Here is a 20,683-nt window from a genome sequence, read left to right as displayed (position 1 = left end):
TTAAAATGTCTGATCGGGTGTTGGAATGTCTAAGTACAGTGTCATTAGCTCATCCCCTCTACGAACCGTTAGTTGCAGTGACTGTGCTTCGCGCAGCGCCGCCATGGCTTCCATTGACTGCTCTATATCGGTTAAGTCCAACCCGTTTATTTCGGTAATGATGTCACCGGCACTGAGTCCGGCAGACTCAAATAACGCCGGGTTTTTGCCTGGACTGACACGGTAGCCTTCCAGTTGGCCATCTTGCCGGAAAGGCGAAATGGCAATGAAATCAGTGAAGCTGCCAGGTTGATTGCGTAGTTCTTGGGTAAGTTCTACCGCTTCATCGCTCAATCTTCTGACCGGTTCGTCAGGCTCAGGTTCAGGCACGGGTCTGACCGGCACAGGTCGAGCGCTTGCTGTGGCGCGCTTATCGTAGTCAAGACCGTCTAACATCAACGTCTCACGATTGATGCCGTTCTTGATGATCACACGGTCAACATAGACTTCCTGAAGCGTCGCATTGGTGCCGTCGATTTTATCACCAACCCCATAGGTATTTTGCCTGTTGTTGTTTTCTATAATGGCTGCCCCCATATCCGCTTGACTGGAGGACACGACGCCAGTGAGTGTAAGGTTGAGTCTGGTTTCTGGCGCTTCAGACACCTGTTGTTGTTGCTGTGGCGCCTCTACTACATCACCAAACAGGTTAAGTCGCTGTAATTTTGTGATGTTTAACGACGCGTTGTCGCTTCGGTTCGACTGAGGCACACTGGTGCTCACTGTAGACTGCTCAGCAATATCGGGCGCCGGAATGACTTTCCAGGTCATTTCCGCGGCAAACGCAATCAGGTACAGACACAGCAATGCAACAATCAACATGTTGATTTGCTTCTGGTGTCGTGAGAGGAAAAAACCGACTTGCTCGATGTTAAAATTGCCGACTGTCATTCTGTCTTATTATAAAATTAGGAACTGGCTGTAACCTGACCATCATAGCCAGTCGTAAAAGGGCTAACAACTCTATTCGCGGTGGATAACAAAATAATTACACATGAATAGCTATGACTGACCAAAAAGAAAACAATTCAATGCTATCTGTCCGTTTGGATAAGTGGCTATGGGCTGCGAGATTTTTCAAGACGCGTTCTTTGGCCCGTAATGCCATTCAGGCTGGCAAAGTCAGTATGAACGGACAGCGCTGTAAACCTGGGAAACTGGTCGAGGTGGGTGCGACGTTGCGCGTGCCACAGGGGTATGATGTCAAAGAAGTCATTGTGAAAGCGCTTAGCGATCAGCGGCAGGGTGCACCAATCGCACAACAGTTATATGAAGAGACAGCGCAAAGTCTGGCACAGAGAGAGAGTAACCAGACTGCGCGCAAGCTCAGTGCATTTCATAGTCCCAGACCGGAACATAAACCTGATAAGAAGCAGCGAAGAGAATTGTTGCGAATAAAGCACCAATAGCAGGAAAAGCCATGAATAATGAACTCGATCACCTGATACGTTTCACCTTTGAACAGGCCAATGTGAGAGGCGAAATTGTCCGGTTACAAGACAGCTATCGTTCGATACTCGAATCCTACCCCTATCCACAGCAGGTCCAGCGCCTACTTGGAGAGTTGATGGCGGCCTGTTCATTGCTGACAGCGACGCTAAAATTCAGTGGAGATATCGCGCTGCAACTGCAAAGTGAAGGGCCGGTAAAATATGCGGTCATTAATGGTACAGATACCCAGCAACTGCGCGGCGTTGCACGCTATGATGAAAGCCTTGAAACCTTGCCCGATACTTTTAACGACCTGTTACCCAAAGGCTTGCTCGTGATCACCATCACGCCCAGAAAAGGTGAGCGATATCAGGGGGTAGTGGCGCTCGAACAGGAATCACTGGCAGCCTGTATAGAAAATTATTTTATTCAGTCCGAACAACTGGCGACTCAGGTCAGGTTGTTTGCCGACACTGAACAGAAACTAGCAGGTGGCACACTGCTACAAGTTTTGCCACAAAACAGTGCGGCTACACATGTTGACGATGTGCCGGAGTTTGAGCATTTTTGCCACCTCAATGACACGCTTCAGCCCAGTGAGTTGTTTGCGTTGCCTGCCCATGACATTTTGCATCGTCTGTACCACCAGGAACAGGTCAGAGTCTATCCCCCACAGCCGATTGCGTTTAACTGTGGCTGTAGCAAAGAACGCAGCGCCAACGCTTTGGCAGGCATCGACAAACAAGAATTGTTGTCTATGCTCGAACAAGACGGCGAAATTCGTATGAATTGTCAATATTGTCATCGTGAATATGTATTTGACGCGGTCGATATTGAAAGTTTACATGCTCACAACAGCTCTTCTTCACGACTCCAGTGAACGATAGTAAGGTTTCGATAACCTACTGATAAGGCTAAAATATTAACCATTCATTGGCGGAGTTTATAACGCAAGGAAGCGCTGAGTGTCTGCTAATAACTGGTTAAAAAAACTGAAACTTTACAAAATTCTGGTCAAACCTGTAAATATTAACGCTTGTGAACCCCCCGTAATGCTTTACAATTCGCGACTTATCGAATTCTGTAAGTGTCACTGAAAGTTTTATAAAGGGTTACAAGATGACTGCAATTCCGGCTGGCGTAGTACGCCCAGACTCTTCTCGCGTTGACCTCGACACCGAGGCTCTCATTCAATATGCACTGGAGCGAGGCGAAGGCCGACTTGCTGCAAACGGCGCGCTGGTCGTGGAAACCGGTGAGCGCACAGGTCGCTCGCCAGCCGACCGGTTTATTGTGAAAGAGTCTACAACCCAGGATCACATTGAGTGGGGGCCGGTAAACAGACCCTTTGCAGACGACAAATTTGACGCACTGTGGGCTCGCGTTGAATCGCACCTCGACAGCCTCGATTACTTCACATCTCATTTGCAGGTTGGTTCAGACCCTCAACACGCGCTGCCCCTGGTGGTTCGCACTGAAACAGCCTGGCAGCACATATTTGCGCGTAATTTGTTCATTATTCCGGATAACTGGAACCCTAAAGATGAACAACCCTGGCAAATCATGAATGTGCCTGGTTTTACCTGTGTTCCCGAGCGTGACGGTACCAATAGCGACGGCACCGTTATCATCAATTTCGCTGCACGCAAGGTGTTGATTGCCGGTATGCGCTATGCCGGTGAAATGAAAAAGGCGATGTTCTCAGTGCTTAACTTCCTACTGCCAGCACATCAGGTATTGCCTATGCACTGCTCGGCGAATGTTGGTGAGGAAGGTGATGTCACGTTGTTCTTCGGTCTGTCCGGTACCGGCAAAACCACACTTTCTGCCGATCCAAAGCGATTCCTGATTGGTGATGATGAACACGGCTGGGCACCAGGCAGCGTGTTTAACTTCGAAGGTGGTTGCTACGCGAAGTGTATTCACTTGTCAGAAAAGAATGAGCCGGTGATTTGGAATGCTATAAAGCGTGGCACCATTCTTGAGAATGTGGTGTTGGATGAAAACGGTGTACCAGACTACGAAGATGTGAGTCTCACCCAAAATACGCGTGCCGCTTATCCACTTGAGCATATTGAAAAGCGCGTGCTGGAAAACCGTGGTGGCGAGCCTAGAGCCGTCGTGTTCCTAACCTGTGACGTCAGTGGTGTACTACCACCCGTATCCATTCTTTCAGAGCACGCTGCGGCGTATCACTTTCTGAGTGGCTACACAGCAAAAGTCGGCTCTACTGAAATTGGTTCAACGGCTGATATCGAATCTACTTTCTCGACCTGTTTTGGGGCGCCATTCTTCCCACGTCCGGCGGGCGAATACGCAGAGCTTCTGATTAAGCGTGTGCGTGAGTTTGGCTCTAAAGTGTATCTGGTGAATACCGGCTGGACCGGTGGTCCGTATGGAGAAGGTAAACGTTTCGACATCCCAACCACCCGCGCTATTGTAGATGCGATCGTGAATGACACGCTAAGTGACGTCGAAACGCAGCATATCGATGTGTTGAATCTGGATGTGCCGGTTGCGGTTGAAAACGTAGACAGCAAGCTGCTGAATCCTCGTGAAACCTGGACGGACAAACAGAAGTACGATGAGTTTGCGAAAAACCTGGCGGCTCAGTTTGCTCAGAATTTCGCAAAGTATGACGTGTCGGACGAGATCCGCAACGCTGGTCCGCGTAGCGAGTGACCTACGGTTGATTAAGCGGTAGCTGGAAGCTGGCGACTAACCCTCCATTGGGATGGTTCGCCAGCACTACCCTACCACCATGCATATCGACAATACGTTTGGTTATCGCCAGCCCCAGTCCCGAACCGACGCTTCCCCTTGCTTTATCTCCCTGCGTAAAGGGCTCGAACACTGAGCTGATTTCCTGCTCAGGGATGCCCGGGCCAAAGTCCCGTATTTGACACTCAACTCTGCGCTGTCTTTTGTCGTATCGGGAGCGGATGATGATATGTTCACTGCCATATTTAAACGCGTTCTCGATCAGGTTATCTAACACCCGCTTTACGCCCACTCTGCGAATTTCCATATCAGGCAAGGCATGCAGATCCAAATCGATAGTATGGACATTGTCCACGTCACGCGCCTGCGTCGCGGCTTTAATCAGGTCATTCAGGTTGGTTGTTTCTAACTCTTCTTTTTGGTCGAAGCGGGCGTAGTCAATAAATTGATCAATAATATCGTTCATGTCTTCAATATCATTGATGATCCCGTCTTTCACCCAGTCCTGATCGTCAGGCAACATCTCTGTGGCGAGGCGAATCCGAGTAAGTGGCGTACGCAGGTCATGAGAAATACCTGCTGTCATCAGGTTACGGTCCTGCTCCAGCTGTTTGATGCCACGAGACATTTGATTAAACGCCGAGGTCACAGCAATCAGCTCATCGGTACCTTCCTGCTTTAATGGTTCGGGGAAACGGCCCTGACCTACCTGTCTGGCCGCCACCTGTAGCGCCTGCAACGGTTTATTTAATCGGCGTACAAACAGCCACCCACCGGCGACAGATAGCACGCCGATGACCAGCAGATACATGGTCAAAGGAGAGAAATCGGCGTCACCTGTGCCAAGAATAGGAATCGCAATCCAGGTGGACTCAGACTGCGGCGGATTTATCCATGCGACATAGGGCTCGCCGGTGCTGATCCGAACGTCTGCCTCACCACCCAGTTCCTGACTTATTTGAGAAGACATGAACTGATAATAAGTAGCTTGTTCAAGCCCCTGTTTTAGCGCTTCATTTTCATCAAGAACTTTTATTCCTGAACTACTTAATATGCGTTGCTGGAGCCCTTTATTTTGCAATACATCTGGCTCGGAGAGCAGACTCTTGACCTGTGTCGCCAATAACCCATTAATTTGTTGATAGCTGGGCTGAATAAAGTAATAGGTGACCGACAGATAAGACACTACCTGATTGATTAGAAGCAGAACGCCTATTAGCAGTACAGTCTGCCCAAAGGCACTGGTAGGAAACAGCCTCACGATGGCCGGTTATGGGTTGTTTGAATCAGATTCACCATCAGGCACGAATACGTACCCCAGCCCCCAGACTGTCTGAATATAACGGGGGTTCGCCGGATCCTCTTCCAACATACGACGCAGCCTGGATACCTGTACATCAATACTTCTTTCCAGCGCGCTGTAGTCTCTACCACGTGCCAGGTTCATTAATTTATCGCGGGACAGTGGCTCGCGAGGATGGTTGACCAAAGACTTCAGTACGGCAAATTCACCACTGGTTAATGGCATCGGCTTGCCGTCTGATGTCATTTCGCGGGTCGCCAGATTGAGTCGATAGCGACCGAATTCGACCAACTGTGCGTTCTGAGAAGGCGCTCCCGGCGCTTCAGTCGTTTTACGACGCAATACGGCTTTTACGCGGGCAAGCAGCTCTCGTGGGTTAAACGGCTTGGGCAGGTAGTCGTCAGCCCCCATTTCAAGACCGATGATGCGATCAACTTCATCGCCTTTAGCAGTGAGCATGATGATAGGAAGCGGGTTTTCTTTTTGGCGCAGACGTCGGCAAATCGACAGACCGTCTTCGCCAGGCAACATAAGATCCAGTACCATCAGGTGGAAGTTTTCGCGTTCAAGCAGGCGGTCCATTTGCTCTGAATTCGCTGCCGAGCGTACCTGAAACCCTTGCTCAACAAGATAGCGCTCCAGAAGACTGCGCAGGCGCATGTCATCATCAACAACCAGAATCTTAGGTGTTTCCTGTCCCATAACTTTGACTCTTATGTTTTTTCTTCACTATAAGTCAAATAACGACAGGGAAAAAGTCGACTTGTGTAAGGGACGTAGGGTGTTTGTTACAAATAGTGTCTGTTACTTAGATTTGGATGGAAGCAAATGCGTCGAATACCAATGATTCGAGAGATGTGTCCGGCACAGAAGACGCATAACCCGCGCACAGTTGTAAGTCGGAGAAATTTTCAGATTGAGCAAACTCAATATTGAGCTCGTTGATAACCTGATTGAGTCGCACAGACACCGATTCTTTAGAGGCATTGGGGACTAGCGCTACAAAACTAAATTCGTCATAGCGCGCGACCAAATCTGAGCCTCGAAAGTGCCCCTTAAATTTATCGGCAATCTTTCTTACTGCCCGATGATAGTTCTGTTCGTCGTATTTGATGGCCAATAACCCTTGCAAGTGTAAAAACGCCACAGACATTGAAAGGTTGTATTGCTTACACACGGCCTGACTGAATTTGCCCAGGGTCAGGAAGCCTTCTTTATTGGTAAGTTGTGATATGTCATCCATAGTCGGCGATGAAGAGCGTAACAACTCCAGCTCTGTTACTGCCGCCAGCTCTTTAAGACGAGACGCATCGTCCGCGCTAAAGTGTCGGGGCTTAGAGTCAATCAGGCACAAGGTGCCCAGTGCCGAACCATTAGGATGGCGTAGCGGTTGGCCCGCGTAAAAACGAATATTTGGGTCGCCGGTCACCAGAGGGTTGTCGACAAAGCGTTCATCCTGCTGCGCATCTTCTATACACAGCAGCTCGCCTTGCGCGATTGCATGGCCACAAAACGAGATTTCCCGGCTGGTTTCACATGCGTCTAGACCGACCTTGGATTTAAACCACTGACGATTGGCATCCACCAGGCTCACTAAAGCAATGGGCACATCGAAGATGTTCGATGCCATGCGCGTAATGCGGTCGAGCTTTTCTTCGGCCGGGGTATCCAGCAAACTTAACGATTGCAACGTGGCAATACGCTGGTTTTCATTGGCAGGTAACTCAGGATGTAACATCACACACCACATTTATGAGCAATGACGAAAACAATACGAGTATGGCAAAGAAAATAGATCACATTAACCACACGGGCTTTAAGGACACTAATTAAGTGTAATCTAATCTCAACCGATATTGAAAACTATTCGCCTTCGGCTAACCAATCCATCTGGAATCCGGCCCGGCGCTTTTTATCCATCAGCTCCTCAATCAGAGGCGCAAGGATTAGCTCCATGGCAAGACTGATTTTACCGCCTGGCACAACTAACGTATTGATCCTGGACATAAAAGAACCATCAATCATTTGCAGCAGATAGGGAAAATCTACATTACGCATTTCCCGCCTGAATCTCACTACCACAAAGCTTTCATCCTGCGTGGGAATTTCACGGGCAGAGAAGGGGTTTGAGGTATCAACGGTAGGCACTCGCTGAAAATTGATGTGGGTGCGACTAAACTGCGGTGTGATGTAATTAAAGTAGTCATCCAGGCTTCGAACGATGCTGCTCATTACCGCCTCACGGCTATGGCCACGATCTGTCGTATCGCGAACGATTTTTTGGATCCATTCCAGGTTAACGATAGGTACCATGCCTACCAGTAAGTCAACAAATTTAGATGCATCAATATCTTCGGTCGCCACACCGCCATGCAATCCTTCGTAAAACAAAAGATCGGTATTAGCCGGCAGGTCTTGCCACGGTGTAAAGGTGCCCGGCATCTGATTAAAGGGCACCGCTTCATCAAAAGTATGCAGATATTGTCTGAACTTGCCGGTGCCTGTCTCGCCATATTCCTTGAATAAGCTTTCCAGCAAGGCAAAATCGTTCGCTTTGGGACCGAAATAGCTGATGTGCCTGCCTTGCTCCTGCGCCTTACGGATTTCTACTTCCATCTCGGGTCTGGTATAGCGATGAAAACTGTCGCCTGCAACGACGGCAGCGTTGACTCGGAGGTTACGAAAAATATGCCTGATGGCGTTAGTCGTAGTGGTAGTTCCTGCTCCCGATGAACCAGTGATGGCAATGATCGGATGTTTGACAGACATAGGCGGCCCGTTGTGGCTTGCGAACGTCAGTTATAAGCAAGCGGGTGCGGTTGGTCAAGTGCAATGCACGTTGAGCTCTCTGATGCAGGCTATTTTTCATGCAAGGACTTTCCACAATGAGGGCATTGTGTGGGCTCCTGAGACTGCGTGCCGGCTTTGATGGCATCCATCAATATTTTTGCATCGTCGTGTTCCAGTCCGAGTTGCAAGCGCCATTTTTCAAGCTCCCGTAGATCATGAAAGTCCAAGTGGCCATTTGCCAATGCTTCACGCACTTTTTGACTGAATTTATTGCGTCGTCTGCTGAGCTGGTCGGAAAAACTGGAAGCCAGGATACCTGCTGGTAGAGCAAACATGGCGACACCCATCAATGTAATCACACCACCAAAGAACTTTCCCAATGGCGTAATGGGAGTCACATCACCATAGCCGACGGTCGTCAGCGTCGCCATCGCCCACCACATGGCGGCAGGAATGCTACCAAACTTGTCAGGCTGCACGTCATGTTCAATGAGATAAATGCCGCTAGAGGCAAGCACCATGATCATTAACAACACCGTCAGGGCAGCGACCAGCACCCGATATTCACGCTGAAAGACCTGAAACAGCAACTGCATTGCCGATGAGTAGCGGCCGAGTTTGATTAAACGAAGTAGCCTGAAAATACGCAAGGTGCGCAAATCGGCGTTGATAAAAAAGCCTAAATAAAATGGCAGGAAAGCGGCCAAATCAATCAGCGCCATTGGCGTCAACATATATTGCATGCGCTGTTTCCACGGCGGTTCATCACTTTCCTCAAGCTCGATACAGGACCAGACCCGTGCGATGTACTCGATAGTGAAAATAGCCACAGAAAAGAGCTCAAACCAAATCAGTTGCAGGTGATATTTGTTATGAATACTGTCCACTGTTTCCAGCATGACAGCGATAATATTCAGTATTATCAGTGAAATAAGAAACCAGTCGAACAGGTGACTGACATGGTCACCGCGTTTGTGGACTTGTAATAATTCAGCTGTGCGCTGACGAAAACCGGACATAAATTTCACAAAACAGGTTGTGCTGCTACTTACCATACAGAATAGCAGCACCCTGTCGAGTGTGGTGGATCAAAAAAGGCGACCGAGGTCGCCTTTATAGCTGCGCTAATGTCGCTAGTTCTGCTCGCGAGCGATAGCCCGATACGCGATGTCTGTACGATAAAAATGGTCACGCCATGATATTGCCTTGACCAGTTCATACGCATCCCGCTGGGCGTCAGTCACTGACTCTCCAAGCGCGGTCGCGCAAAGTACCCGACCGCCGCTGGTAACAACATCGTCGCCCTGCCGAGCCGTACCGGCATGGAATACTTTGCCAGGCATAGATTCACAGACCTGCAGGCCTGAAATGATCTCACCCTTAGCATAGCTGCCTGGGTAACCGCCTGCGGCGAGCACCACTCCCACTGCTGCGCGAGCGTCAAATTCGATGGTTTGCGTATTTAGCTTGCCTGCACAGGCAGCCAGACACAGTTCAACAAGATCAGACTGCATGCGCAACATAATGGGCTGGGTCTCAGGGTCACCAAAGCGGCAGTTATACTCGATCACTTTAGGTGTACCATCTGCCATGATCATCAGTCCGGCATATAAAAAGCCCGTGTATGGCATGCCTTCCGAAGCCATACCTTCAACCGTTGGCAAGATGACTTCCTGCATAATACGCTGATGGATATCAGGTGTTACCACTGGGGCCGGTGAGTAGGCGCCCATGCCTCCTGTGTTAGGGCCACTGTCCCCGTCTCCAACGCGCTTGTGGTCCTGACTGGTCGCAAAAGGCAATACATGCTGACCATCTACCATGACAATAAAGCTGGCTTCTTCGCCGTCCAGAAATTCTTCAATCACCACTCTGCTTCCGGCTTCACCAAATGCATTACCGGCCAGCATGTCACGAATGGCTTCCTCGGCCTGTTCGACTGTCATCGCTACAATAACGCCTTTACCCGCGGCAAGTCCGTCCGCTTTGACGACGATAGGCGCGCCTTTTTCATGCACGTAAGCAATTGCCGCATCAATGTCGGTAAAATTCTGATATTCCGCTGTCGGAATATTGTGACGAGCCAGAAAATCTTTGGTAAACGCTTTTGAACCTTCCAACTGAGCGGCGGCTTGTGTTGGACCAAAAATCGCCAGCCCAGCCTCAGTAAATTTGTCGACAACACCTGCCACCAGCGGTGCTTCTGGACCAACAATGGTCAGGTCAATGTGATTTTCTTGAGCAAATGCAAGCAGGCCGTCGATATCTTCAGCACCGATGGCAACGTTCTTAAGCTTGGCTTCTAACGCCGTCCCTGCGTTTCCAGGTGCAACATAAACTGTGTCAACGTTTGCACTTTGCGAGGCTTTCCAGGCCAGCGCATGTTCGCGGCCACCGCCGCCAATTACCAGTATGTTCATAAAACCGTTTCACTCATTGGTATATGACTGGCGAAGCGGAGGGCTGTCCGCTTCGCCTATGCAATTAATGACGGAAGTGACGCATGCCAGTGAACACCATGGCGATACCATGCTCATCTGCCGCTTGAATGACTTCCTCATCGCGCATCGAACCGCCAGGCTGTATAACCGCTTTGATACCCGCTTGAGCTGCTGCATCAATGCCATCTCGGAATGGAAAAAATGCGTCCGAAGCCATTACCGAACCCGCCACTTCAAGATCCTCATCCGCGGCTTTGATGCCAGCGATTTTGGCTGAATATACGCGACTCATTTGCCCCGCACCGACGCCAATGGTCATGCCATCTTTACAATATACGATGGCATTGGACTTCACGTATTTTGCGACTTTCCAACAGAACATCAAGTCGCTAAGCTCCTGTTCTGTAGGCTGACGTTTGGTCACGACCGTTAAATCGTCCATATCCACCATGCCGAAATCACGTTCCTGTACCAGCAAGCCGCCGTTTACGCGCTTCAGGTCATAACCTTCCGTCAGTTGACCCTGCCATTCGCCACATTCCAGCAGACGCACATTTTTCTTATGTTCGATGGCCTGCTTGGCACCCTCGCTCACCGTTGGGGCAATGATCACTTCAACAAACTGACGCTCAATAATGGCTGTCGCGGTTTGCGCATCCAGCTCTCGGTTGAAGGCGATAATGCCCCCGAATGCCGATGTAGGGTCAGTTTTATAGGCACGATTGTATGCATCGATAATGTTGTTACCGAGTGCAACGCCACAGGGATTGGCATGTTTGACGATCACGCAGGCAGGCTGATCAAATTCTTTGACACATTCCAACGCAGCATCTGTATCGGCAATGTTATTAAAGCTCAACGCTTTACCTTGCCACTGACGAGCTGTGGCGACGGAACTCTCCTGAATATTATTCTCTACGTAAAACGCTGCATTCTGGTGACTATTCTCGCCGTAACGCAAGTCCTGCTTTTTGGTCAGTTGCATATTGAACGTGCGAGGAAATTCACTGGCAGGTTCATCATCTGTGCTCTCCTGCACCATTGTGCCGAAGTAATTTGCAATCATGCCGTCGTATTCAGCAGTGTGTTCAAACGCCGCAATCGCCAGATCAAAGCGGGTCTGTGCCGTGACGCTGTTTTGGTTTTCCTGCATCTCAGCAATCACTCTTTCATAGTCCGCAGGATTGACCACAATAGTCACATCAGCATGATTTTTAGCTGCTGCGCGCACCATAGTCGGACCACCAATGTCGATATTTTCGATCGCGTCTTCAAGACTACATTCAGGGTCTGCAACCGTTGCCGCGAATGGGTACAGATTGACAGCCACTAAATCAATGGCCTCAATCTGGTTATCTGCCATCACCGCTTCATCGGTGCCACGACGGCCTAAAATACCGCCATGCACTCTTGGGTGTAAGGTTTTTACTCGGCCGTCCATGATCTCAGGGTGACCGGTATAGTCAGACACCTCTGTGACAGGAATGCCGTTCTCGGCGAGTATTTTCGCGGTGCCACCGGTGGACAGAATGTCTACATTCATGATGACCAATTGCTTGGCGAAGTCGACGATGCCTGCTTTATCAGAAACGCTCAATAGCGCGCGGCGAATAGGTCTTGCTGTTTGCATGTTTTCGGGTCTTCTTAGGTTCAATTACTGCAACGTGATACGGGTAAACAAAAAGAGCACCCTGGGGTGCTCTTGTCGTTGGGCATGCGCCCGGGCAATCTTAGTTCATGCCGTACTGCTTCAGTTTTTTACGAAGCGTTCCGCGGTTGATGCCCATCATGATAGCGGCGCGGGTTTGGTTGCCGCGAGTGAAAGTCATGATTTCTTCCAACAAAGGCGCTTCTACTTCTGCCAACACCAATTCATACAGATTATCGATGTCGGTATTGTCTAACTGCTTAAGATATTTATTTACTGCTTGCTTTACCGAGTCACGCAGCGGCTTTTGTGCCTGCTGTTGTGAAGGAGTGGTCACAGTCGTAGTAAAAGGAGAAGTCACATTTTGATCGAACATAATACAATCTTGCTCTTTGGTTAGTGAAAACTATGCAGCAGACGTGACCGTTTGTAACGAATCAGCGCTTGCCAGGTCATTAAAATAACGCGTCAGTGCGTCAAGTTGTTGGTTAGCATCATCTATGGCATTAAACTCTTTTCTGAACACGCGCTCTTTATCATGCTCAGCGAGATACCATCCAACGTGTTTCCGAGCGATTCTTGCACCCATGAACTCCCCATAAAACTGGTGAACATTGGTCACGTGCTCGATAAGCATCTGGTGTTGTTCAGCCAAGCTTGGCGGGGCATGTAGCTCGCCGGTTTGTAAATAATGATGAATGTCGCGGAAAATCCAGGGATTACCCTGAGCGCCTCGTCCAATCATCAACGCATCTGCACCGGTGTAATCCAGCACCGCTTTAGCCTTCTGCGGGCTGGTGATATCACCATTGGCAACGACCGGAATAGACACCGCCTGTTTGATGGCGCGTATGGTGTCGTATTCTGCGTTACCTTTGTACATACATGCACGGGTTCGACCATGAACCGCGAGGGATTGAATACCATTGTCTTCAGCGATACGCGCAATGCGCACACCGTTTCGATTATCTGTATCCCACCCTGTCCGTATTTTTAGCGTGACCGGCACATCGACTGCGTCAACCACCGTTGAAACGATTTGTTCCACCAGCTCTGGGTACTGCAGCAATGCTGAACCTGCCATCTTTTTATTTACTTTCTTTGCTGGACATCCCATGTTGATATCAATGATTTGGGCACCGTTATCAACATTGAACTGGGCGGCCTGAGCCATGAGTTCTGGTTCACATCCAGCAATTTGCACCGATCGAATACCAGATTCGCCTCGGTGATTCATTCGCTGACGCGATTTTTCGGTGTTCCAGGTTTTGGGATTGCTAGAGATCATCTCTGATACGACCAAGCCTGCACCCATGCGCTTACAAAGCTGCCTGAATGGTCTGTCAGTAACGCCCGCCATAGGCGCAAGCATCAAGTTATTTTCTAACGTGTAGGGACCAATCTGCATGCCTTTTTAACACCGTGAAAACGCACAAAAAATGTTCAATCAGCGAAAAGGGCGTGAATGATACTGTGTTTTATCTCAATATGAAAGGCTGTTTTTTGCACAATTTTTACTGCGCAGCCCTTGACAATACTGTACTGCTCTGGTCTGACCTATGTGGATGACGCTGTCCGTCGCGTGCCAGCCACACTAGCCCATTCTCCCTGATGTGAAATGTCATCAATAGTAAAGTCACTGGCATACAGGGCAGCTATCTCCTCTGCCTGCTCAACCAGTATGCCAGATAAAATCAACTGGCCTCCGGGCTTACAATAGTTGGTGATCACGCTGCGAAGTTCGCGAAGGGGGCTTGCTAATATATTGGCGACAACAACATCAGCCTTCATATCAGGTTGGGCGTTTGGCAAAAATACGCTTATTTTTTCACTTACATGATTGTGTTGCGCATTCTGCCTGGTAGCGAGCAGTGCCTGGGGATCAATATCAATAGCAACCACGTGTTCAGCGCCAAGTTTGAGCGCGGCAATACCTAAAATGCCTGAGCCGCAGCCGAAATCTACCACCTGCTTGTTGTGCAGTGGCACGCTGTCTAACCATTTCAGACACAGCGATGTAGTAGGATGGGTGCCCGTGCCAAACGCCAGGCCAGGGTCAAGCATTACATTGACCGCATCAGGGTCAGGGATATCCCGCCAACTTGGGCATATCCATAACTTTTCACCAAACTGCATAGGGTGGAAATTGTCCATCCACTCCCGCTCCCAATCTTTATCTTCAAGCTGGTCAAGGGCATATACGGCGCCTTGGTTAATAGTGCCATCCGAGACAAGTTGCTCGACAACCAATTGCATATCATCATTGGCGTCGAACAGTCCAATCACGGTGGTATCAGGCCATAGCATGATTTCACCGGGTTTCGGTTCGTACATTGGCGTGTCTTTCGCATCGACAAAGGTTACAGCCTGAGCACCGCACTGATTGAGCGCGTCGCCAAGTGACTCTGCGTGCGCAGCTTTTACGTTTATTTTTAGTTGAATCCAGGGCATCTCTTGTTCTCACCACTGAGCATTCGCACAGTGTAACACTTCGACTTACCTCAGCGTCACAGCGCAGGACACTTTTTATTCAGCAAAGAAGCTTGATTAAATGACCTACTCACGGCTAGTCTCAGTATTAATTCATACGCTTTTTACTCCACACGACCAGATTATTATGAAGCCTTGGACCAGTCTCCTCCTAGCCGTATTGCTTGCAGTAGCGAGCGCATTTGTCGCACGTGCAGAGCCGTTTGAGGTGGCTGTGGGATGGACCAAACCACCTTATGTTATCGCCGCTGACGATACAGGTTTCGAAATTGAATTGATCACCGAAATACTTACTCGTATGGGGTACAAGGATGTCTATATTCTGTATGTCCCTTACGGACGCAGTGTCAAGATGATTCAGGATGGCAGCGTCGACATGGGCCTTACCCTTACCACTACGCATGGCATCCCTGAGGAGATGCTATCTGACGCGTACGTCGCTTACCAAAATGCTGTTATCTCCCTCGCCAGCGCATCGCGGGAAATTCGCGCGTTACCTGAGATTAGTCACTATTCAGTGGCGGCGTTTCAAAATGCGCACAAGGTGTTGGGTGATATTTATAGAACGGCTGTGCACAATGCGGAGCTTTATATAGAATTGCCGGAGCAGCGTCGTCAGGTGGAGATGTTACTGATGGGCAGCATTGATCTGGCCATAATGGACCGCTTCATTTTTATGCATCTCAGCGAAGATATCACAGGGATAGACCAGACTGATAAAGTCGATATTTTTCAGCTGTTTCCTACTAATTATTATCAGGCCGGATTTAAAGAACCAAAAATCCTCAAACGGTTTAACGTAGAACTGTCCAGGGCTCACGACGATGGCCTTTACAGAAGGCTGGCAGAGAAATATAAACTTGAAGAAATGGCGACGCTGGTAGAGCGTCACCGGGTCAGTCATTAAAGCGTCAGTTGCGATACATCCCTGAAGTCGCCCAGTGTGCCTTTCACAAACGCATTAAATGCGATCGAATAGCGTCTTTCTTTACTCATGTTTGGTTCGACCTGATGGGTCAGCTCAGAGGGAAACATTAGGATTTCGTGATCTTTGGGCTCTACCACGTTTAGTGGCGTATTGTAGATATTTTGTTTCTCTTTAAGTGGGTTAAGCACTAACTGTCTGTATGCAGTGTGTTTATCGAACACCATCTTGGAAGGCGGGTTAGGCAGAGGTGCATAATAAAGAGAGCCGGATACAATCGAATTTGAATGTGCATGACCATGCATGCCCTGACCGGGTTCATTGATCAATGACCAACTCTGCGTGACGTACAGTTTTTGAGGGATCCCCATCACTTCTGATGCATACGTGTCCAGCGCGTGCTGAACGGCTTCTTTAATCGACTTAAGCTCTGGCTCTTCAAAGATATATAAATTTTCGGAAATCAGGTTGGTTTGATTTGGCACCATTTTCAGGTTCTGGATAAATTCAACCTGTTCCGGCGTAATCGCATGGGATAGGTCAGCACGCATATAAGGGATAGCGAAAAGCGGCTGCACATTGTATTTTTTTAGTGTCATGTTGCGTTCCTGGGAAATGACGTTTTTTCGTTGTTATTGTTCTGACGAGCGCTATGGATGCACACGTCACTGTCATCACCGTTTTACCAAATTACATCAGCATCTACAAATTGCTGCGATGTGTTACTTATTCGCTAATAATCATCATCCTGAACATCTTGCTTCATTATTTTTATCATAAACAACACGATAGCAATGACGATAATGCTAACGGCGCCGCACACGAGTAGCAGCTGGCCTAAATTGGGTATCATTATTCAACTCCTATGGCAGATACGGGTAAATCGGGTTTTGCGTAGGTCAGACGTTCAATGCGCTGGGTGTTGTGATAACTGTCCAGACTGCTTATCGCCACCGTCCCTGCCTTTTCTATGTCCACATAGCCATCGCCGGCAATGATATTGTCGGGCAACATAACCTCCGTTATCTGTCCGATAACCAAGACTGTGCCATTTATTTCCAGCTCTGTGACCTGTTTTTTTTGTAAGCCAATTTTGATGATCGCTTGTGCTACATAGGGCGCGTTACAGCGCTTGCCATATTCAGGCGTTAATCCAACAGCGTCGAACTCGCTGACCTCTGCTTCATAACGCGCTGACGTTTGATGGGCCTGCCGCAGAATATCCTGGTTGATATGGTTTATCGTGTACTGTCCGGTTGCCTCAAGATTTTCCAAGGTATCGCGGCGCACCGTATGCGGACGTATGATCATACCCAATAATGGCGGATTAGCACCGACGTGAAACACCGAATTCACAATAGCCAGGTTATTCACTCCATCAGAGCTTGATGTGCCAATCAGATTGGCGCTTTTGAATCCGCTCAGACTGTTGATGAATGCTGCACGGTAGCGCTGCTCCATATTGGCAATGGTATCGCCGTCAGCATAGAAAACCTGTTGTGGTTTAGTCATTTTCTCGTTCCGCCTGTATCACCAGTTCACCCATCTGCTCAAAAATAGTGATTTCAATCGGCTGGCAGCAAATCTGACAATCAGTAATCTGCTGCTGGTTAATATCATTGGTCTCATCAACATCGATATCATTGATGGTCATACAATAAGGGCATTCAAAGCGCGCTGCGCTGGTTAAGCTCATATTGTCTCCTTGTGTTTTTGATATGGTCATTACGTACTTTTTGATGATGCGGATTTAATCTTTAATGGCTTTGCGTTCGTAACTGTCTGTATGTCACATACAAAACCAAAATACGGTTTCTGTCCTTGCTGCAGCCGACAGGTCGCCCTGACATTTCATCACTTTATTCCGAAAAAAATGCATCGGCGGCAGTATTTTCGAAAACATTTTAGTCGGGATAAGCTCAATAATGGCATGTCTGTGTGCCGGGCGTGTCATGATGGGATCCATTCACATTATGATGAAATGACGCTCGCCAAACATTACTACAACGCTCAGAGGCTGTTGGTTGATGATACGCTGCGTCAGCATTATCACTGGATAAGTAAACAAAAGGTCCGGCATCGTTTTTGATACGCACTTGCCTGCTCGCATACAGTGCGGTAGATTATCGATACAACTGTTTATTTATACAGCCCTTCATGATCAGGTTACCTGACCGCTACTATCTGACTCATTTTGAGGAATTTCTGGACTACATACGAGGTCCTTGTGCGCCGCTGCTCGATGAGCAGGATGAGGCTTTCATTCATACCTTTGATCGCCTCGCGACCGATAGTCAGTGTGCCCTGGTTCGCATTGCTAACCGCAAATCTGCGTTTATTGCGCACAGCTCCATGTTTTATGACGAAATTGATTCGCCACTGACCCAAGTAGCTTCTCTACGCCAGGCGTCTCTGTTGAGCGAGCTTCAGGTGAATCATGTAAACGCTTTTCTGCACACCTTGACCCGCCCCCAGCTAACCAGTCTGTTAAAGGATTGTGGTCAGCAACGAGGCGTGTCACAGCTAAAAAAGCCACAGCTGCTGGCCCATGCACTACATTGCGTGCGCGAAACAGACGTCATTACGCGTTTTCAGGATGAATACAGCGTGCGCACATTTGGTCATATCGTGGATTATTTTTTATTTCTGTTTTTTGGCAATTTGCGCGGAGCATTAAATCGCTTCTCAATGCGCGATCTTGGTGTGATGAAAACACGCGATGATGCAGGCCAGCAAAATGCACGGTTTCATACCCGTAACGAAGCAAAAACCGCGTTTCACTATGCCACGCTGGATAGTGCGTTATCAGATAAAGGCGTAACTCAACAGGATTTGGATAATATCGCGACGCCTCCTGATGCTCAGGGAGAGCGCGCCGAGCAGCTTAAAGACCGCTATTTCTATCAACTTGGCAGACTGTTGCTGACAGAATCCAGGCAGCACGCAATGTCAGCACTGGCTCTGTCGAACCATCCGGACGCAACAGAGAAGTGGCTACGTGAACGCTACAAAGACGGTGACAAAGACTTCGTTGAAGCCTCACTGACTAAGATCATAGACGAGCCGGAATCCGAGTCCTTGCTGGCCTTTGCCGAAGATTTCTTAGCCCGTAAATACAAAAAGAAAAGAACCAGCGTGCTGACAGACTGGTTACGTAAAGATAGCCAGCAGATCCAGATTGATGAGCGCTATCGGCATCAGGTCGAGCGTGGCGTAATTGATCACTATAAAACGCTGGGAAAAGCAGCATATCATACGGAAAATACCCCCTGGCGAGCATTATTCGGACTGCTGTTCTGGCCTGAACTGTATGAACGTGATGACAGTGCGTTGAGTAACGAGTTTGATCGCCGTCCACGACTGCTGGTGACTAACCAGTTTTATGCCCAGATGCAGCCCTGGATAGATAAAAAGCTAGAGAGCATTACCGACCTTAACACGTTGATGCAGCAGCTGAGCCGCAATGCAACGCAATATTTTGGCCGGGTGACACCTTTATTTCACTGGCACAGTGGCTTACTTGAACAGCTTCGTCGCTTTGTCACCGTGTTGCCTTTATCCTCCGTTAAACAGCAGTTGCGATGTATGTGTGAGGACTACGCAAGCTTTAGCGATGGTTATCCTGACTTGTTGATTATTGAGCATGGCAAGGGACACTTCGAAGAAGTAAAAGCGGTAGGAGACCAGCTGCGTCGCAACCAGCTCATCACGATTAAAAAGCTTAAAGCCAATGGTTTTGATGTACGCATCACTCAGGTGGATTGGTGCATTGAGCCAGACCAGCCCTATGCGGTTGTCGATATCGAGACAACAGGAGGGCGGGCAGCGAATCATCGCATCACCGAGATTGGTATTGCCAAAGTGGTGTCCGGCGAGGTGGTCGATACCTGGCAAACGCTGCTTAATCCACAGCGTCACATCCCCGCCAATATCACCAGACTGACTGGCATTGATAACGCCATGGTTGCTGACGCGCCCGTGTTTGCTGATATTTGTGATGAGCTGCGACACATTTTGGATGGCTGTATTTTCGTAGCGCACAACGTTAATTTTGACTACGGCTTTATCAAGCAGGAATTCGCTCGGCTTGAACAACACTTCAGCATGCCAAAGTTGTGTACTGTTAGAGAGATGCGCAAAGCCGTGCCAGGATTATCTTCTTACTCTCTGGCCAACCTTACCGAGCACTTTGCGATTGATATGCAGCGTCACCACCGGGCCATGTCAGACGCCCTGGCTGCGGCAGGGTTGCTGAACATCATCAACCAAAAGCGCTGTCAGACAACATAAGTAAAGTATTGGCCCCGAGTAATCTAAATCATGAAGAACACGTAATTATCGTCAAGAGCGAAATGGCTGGTGGTTAATAGCAGACAATGAGTGAACGTGACGCAAACTTATCTCGCATTATTGAAATGGCGTGGGAAGACCGGACGCCGTTCGAGGCAATTGAGGCACTGTTTGGCGTGAGTGAATCTCAGGTAATCGCTATTATGCGCAGAGAGTTAAAACCTAAAGCATTCAAAAACTGGCGGGCCAGAGTCACAGCAAGAAAAACCAAGCATGAAAAGCTGAGGCCAGAGGGCGTGATACGTGGTTACTGTCCCACTCAATATAAACATCGATAGGCAATGAACCGAAATACCCTAGCCAGCTTGTCGCTCCAGATGTTCAATTTGCTTCCATAACGTCTCAGCTTCGGCGGTGAGCATTGAGTAGGTTTTGATATCACCTTTTCGCTGTGCCAGCATCGCCTGTTCAAGCTTTTTGTCGTAGGTTCTTCTCAGTTTCTTTGTTGGATTGGGTTTGAATAAACCAAACATGTTGCACCCTATATTTTCTCACCACAATGAATACATAGAGGCGGTCAAATTTGATCAGCGGAAAATTTTATT

Annotated in this window: 22 protein-coding genes; 7 read left to right on the top strand and 15 right to left on the bottom strand. The window is 48.7% G+C overall.

What is annotated here, in order from left to right; translation table 11 throughout:
• Entirely contained in the window at nt 1–930 is a 930-nt protein-coding gene (gspC, locus tag G441_RS0109925) for a type II secretion system protein GspC (RefSeq protein WP_026376212.1), read from the bottom strand.
• A 113-nt stretch (nt 931–1,043) separates the two neighbouring features.
• On the opposite strand from gspC, the gene hslR reads away from it, so the two are divergent.
• The 3 genes from hslR (at nt 1,044) to G441_RS0109910 (ending at nt 4,152) form a co-directional block, all read left to right on the top strand.
• Nucleotides 1,044–1,448, top strand: coding sequence for a ribosome-associated heat shock protein Hsp15 (gene hslR / locus G441_RS0109920; protein WP_026376211.1), 405 nt, complete (start codon nt 1,044–1,046; stop codon nt 1,446–1,448).
• An 11-nt stretch (nt 1,449–1,459) separates the two neighbouring features.
• Nucleotides 1,460–2,350 carry an Hsp33 family molecular chaperone HslO gene (gene hslO / locus G441_RS0109915; protein WP_026376210.1) on the top strand — a complete coding sequence of 297 codons (891 nt, stop codon included), beginning with the start codon at nt 1,460–1,462 and terminating at the stop codon, nt 2,348–2,350.
• 239 nt (nt 2,351–2,589) lie between these two features.
• Entirely contained in the window at nt 2,590–4,152 is a 1,563-nt protein-coding gene (locus G441_RS0109910) for a phosphoenolpyruvate carboxykinase (RefSeq protein WP_051275471.1), read from the top strand.
• A 1-nt stretch (nt 4,153) separates the two neighbouring features.
• Here G441_RS0109910 and envZ read toward each other — a convergent pair whose 3' ends face one another.
• From envZ to prmA, 10 genes are all read right to left on the bottom strand, one after another.
• Entirely contained in the window at nt 4,154–5,452 is a 1,299-nt protein-coding gene (envZ, locus tag G441_RS0109905) for a two-component system sensor histidine kinase EnvZ (protein ID WP_026376208.1), read from the bottom strand.
• A gap of 9 nt (nt 5,453–5,461) precedes the next feature.
• Nucleotides 5,462–6,196: an osmolarity response regulator transcription factor OmpR gene (gene ompR / locus G441_RS0109900; protein ID WP_026376207.1), complete on the bottom strand. Its 735-nt coding sequence runs from the start codon at nt 6,194–6,196 to the stop codon at nt 5,462–5,464.
• Nucleotides 6,197–6,302: 106 nt separating this feature from the next.
• Nucleotides 6,303–7,232: a GAF domain-containing protein gene (locus G441_RS0109895; RefSeq protein WP_026376206.1), complete on the bottom strand. Its 930-nt coding sequence runs from the start codon at nt 7,230–7,232 to the stop codon at nt 6,303–6,305.
• A gap of 125 nt (nt 7,233–7,357) precedes the next feature.
• Nucleotides 7,358–8,263 (bottom strand): phosphoribulokinase, encoded by a 906-nt coding sequence (locus G441_RS0109890; protein ID WP_026376205.1) that lies wholly within the window; start codon nt 8,261–8,263, stop codon nt 7,358–7,360.
• An 89-nt stretch (nt 8,264–8,352) separates the two neighbouring features.
• On the bottom strand, nt 8,353–9,303 hold the full coding sequence (locus tag G441_RS0109885) for an ion transporter (protein WP_026376204.1): 951 nt from the start codon (nt 9,301–9,303) through the stop codon (nt 8,353–8,355).
• Between the two features lie 114 nt (nt 9,304–9,417).
• Nucleotides 9,418–10,704: a phosphoribosylamine--glycine ligase gene (gene purD / locus G441_RS0109880; RefSeq protein ID WP_026376203.1), complete on the bottom strand. Its 1,287-nt coding sequence runs from the start codon at nt 10,702–10,704 to the stop codon at nt 9,418–9,420.
• A gap of 64 nt (nt 10,705–10,768) precedes the next feature.
• Entirely contained in the window at nt 10,769–12,355 is a 1,587-nt protein-coding gene (purH, locus tag G441_RS0109875) for a bifunctional phosphoribosylaminoimidazolecarboxamide formyltransferase/IMP cyclohydrolase (protein ID WP_026376202.1), read from the bottom strand.
• Nucleotides 12,356–12,455: 100 nt separating this feature from the next.
• Nucleotides 12,456–12,749 carry a DNA-binding transcriptional regulator Fis gene (fis, locus tag G441_RS0109870; protein WP_026376201.1) on the bottom strand — a complete coding sequence of 98 codons (294 nt, stop codon included), beginning with the start codon at nt 12,747–12,749 and terminating at the stop codon, nt 12,456–12,458.
• Nucleotides 12,750–12,779: 30 nt separating this feature from the next.
• Nucleotides 12,780–13,781 carry a tRNA dihydrouridine synthase DusB gene (gene dusB / locus G441_RS0109865; RefSeq protein ID WP_026376200.1) on the bottom strand — a complete coding sequence of 334 codons (1,002 nt, stop codon included), beginning with the start codon at nt 13,779–13,781 and terminating at the stop codon, nt 12,780–12,782.
• A 149-nt stretch (nt 13,782–13,930) separates the two neighbouring features.
• Nucleotides 13,931–14,824, bottom strand: coding sequence for a 50S ribosomal protein L11 methyltransferase (gene prmA, locus G441_RS0109860; RefSeq protein ID WP_026376199.1), 894 nt, complete (start codon nt 14,822–14,824; stop codon nt 13,931–13,933).
• Nucleotides 14,825–14,990: 166 nt separating this feature from the next.
• Here prmA and G441_RS18395 point away from each other — a divergent pair, with 166 nt between their 5' ends.
• Entirely contained in the window at nt 14,991–15,770 is a 780-nt protein-coding gene (locus tag G441_RS18395; protein WP_051275470.1) for a substrate-binding periplasmic protein, read from the top strand.
• Here G441_RS18395 and G441_RS0109850 read toward each other — a convergent pair.
• The 3 genes from G441_RS0109850 to G441_RS0109835 all read right to left on the bottom strand — a co-directional run bounded on the left by G441_RS0109850 (nt 15,767) and on the right by G441_RS0109835 (nt 17,484).
• Nucleotides 15,767–16,387 (bottom strand): TIGR02466 family protein, encoded by a 621-nt coding sequence (locus G441_RS0109850; RefSeq protein WP_026376198.1) that lies wholly within the window; start codon nt 16,385–16,387, stop codon nt 15,767–15,769. The two genes, G441_RS18395 and G441_RS0109850, sit on opposite strands and share 4 nt — an antisense overlap.
• A gap of 253 nt (nt 16,388–16,640) precedes the next feature.
• Nucleotides 16,641–17,300: a flavin reductase family protein gene (locus G441_RS0109840; RefSeq protein WP_051275469.1), complete on the bottom strand. Its 660-nt coding sequence runs from the start codon at nt 17,298–17,300 to the stop codon at nt 16,641–16,643.
• Nucleotides 17,293–17,484 (bottom strand): zinc ribbon domain-containing protein, encoded by a 192-nt coding sequence (locus tag G441_RS0109835; RefSeq protein ID WP_026376196.1) that lies wholly within the window; start codon nt 17,482–17,484, stop codon nt 17,293–17,295. Before G441_RS0109835 ends, G441_RS0109840 begins: the two co-directional genes overlap by 8 nt.
• A gap of 90 nt (nt 17,485–17,574) precedes the next feature.
• Here G441_RS0109835 and G441_RS19545 point away from each other — a divergent pair, with 90 nt between their 5' ends.
• The 3 genes from G441_RS19545 to G441_RS0109815 all read left to right on the top strand — a co-directional run bounded on the left by G441_RS19545 (nt 17,575) and on the right by G441_RS0109815 (nt 20,416).
• Nucleotides 17,575–17,877, top strand: coding sequence for an HNH endonuclease (locus G441_RS19545; protein ID WP_084407334.1), 303 nt, complete (start codon nt 17,575–17,577; stop codon nt 17,875–17,877).
• A 68-nt stretch (nt 17,878–17,945) separates the two neighbouring features.
• Complete coding sequence (locus tag G441_RS0109820; protein WP_026376195.1) at nt 17,946–20,078, top strand: exonuclease domain-containing protein; 2,133 nt, start codon at nt 17,946–17,948, stop codon at nt 20,076–20,078.
• Nucleotides 20,079–20,164: 86 nt separating this feature from the next.
• Complete coding sequence (locus G441_RS0109815) at nt 20,165–20,416, top strand: TIGR03643 family protein (protein WP_026376194.1); 252 nt, start codon at nt 20,165–20,167, stop codon at nt 20,414–20,416.
• Between the two features lie 18 nt (nt 20,417–20,434).
• Here the strand turns inward: G441_RS0109815 and G441_RS19670 are convergent, their stop codons facing one another.
• Complete coding sequence (locus G441_RS19670) at nt 20,435–20,611, bottom strand: DUF6435 family protein (RefSeq protein WP_156896336.1); 177 nt, start codon at nt 20,609–20,611, stop codon at nt 20,435–20,437.
• Nucleotides 20,612–20,683 lie beyond the last annotated feature (72 nt).

The organism is Aestuariibacter salexigens DSM 15300, assembly GCF_000429145.1.
GTDB lineage: Bacteria > Pseudomonadota > Gammaproteobacteria > Enterobacterales > Alteromonadaceae > Aestuariibacter > Aestuariibacter salexigens.
Note: the sequence above shows the minus strand (reverse complement) of the source record. Positions and strands in the feature narration are given on the sequence as shown.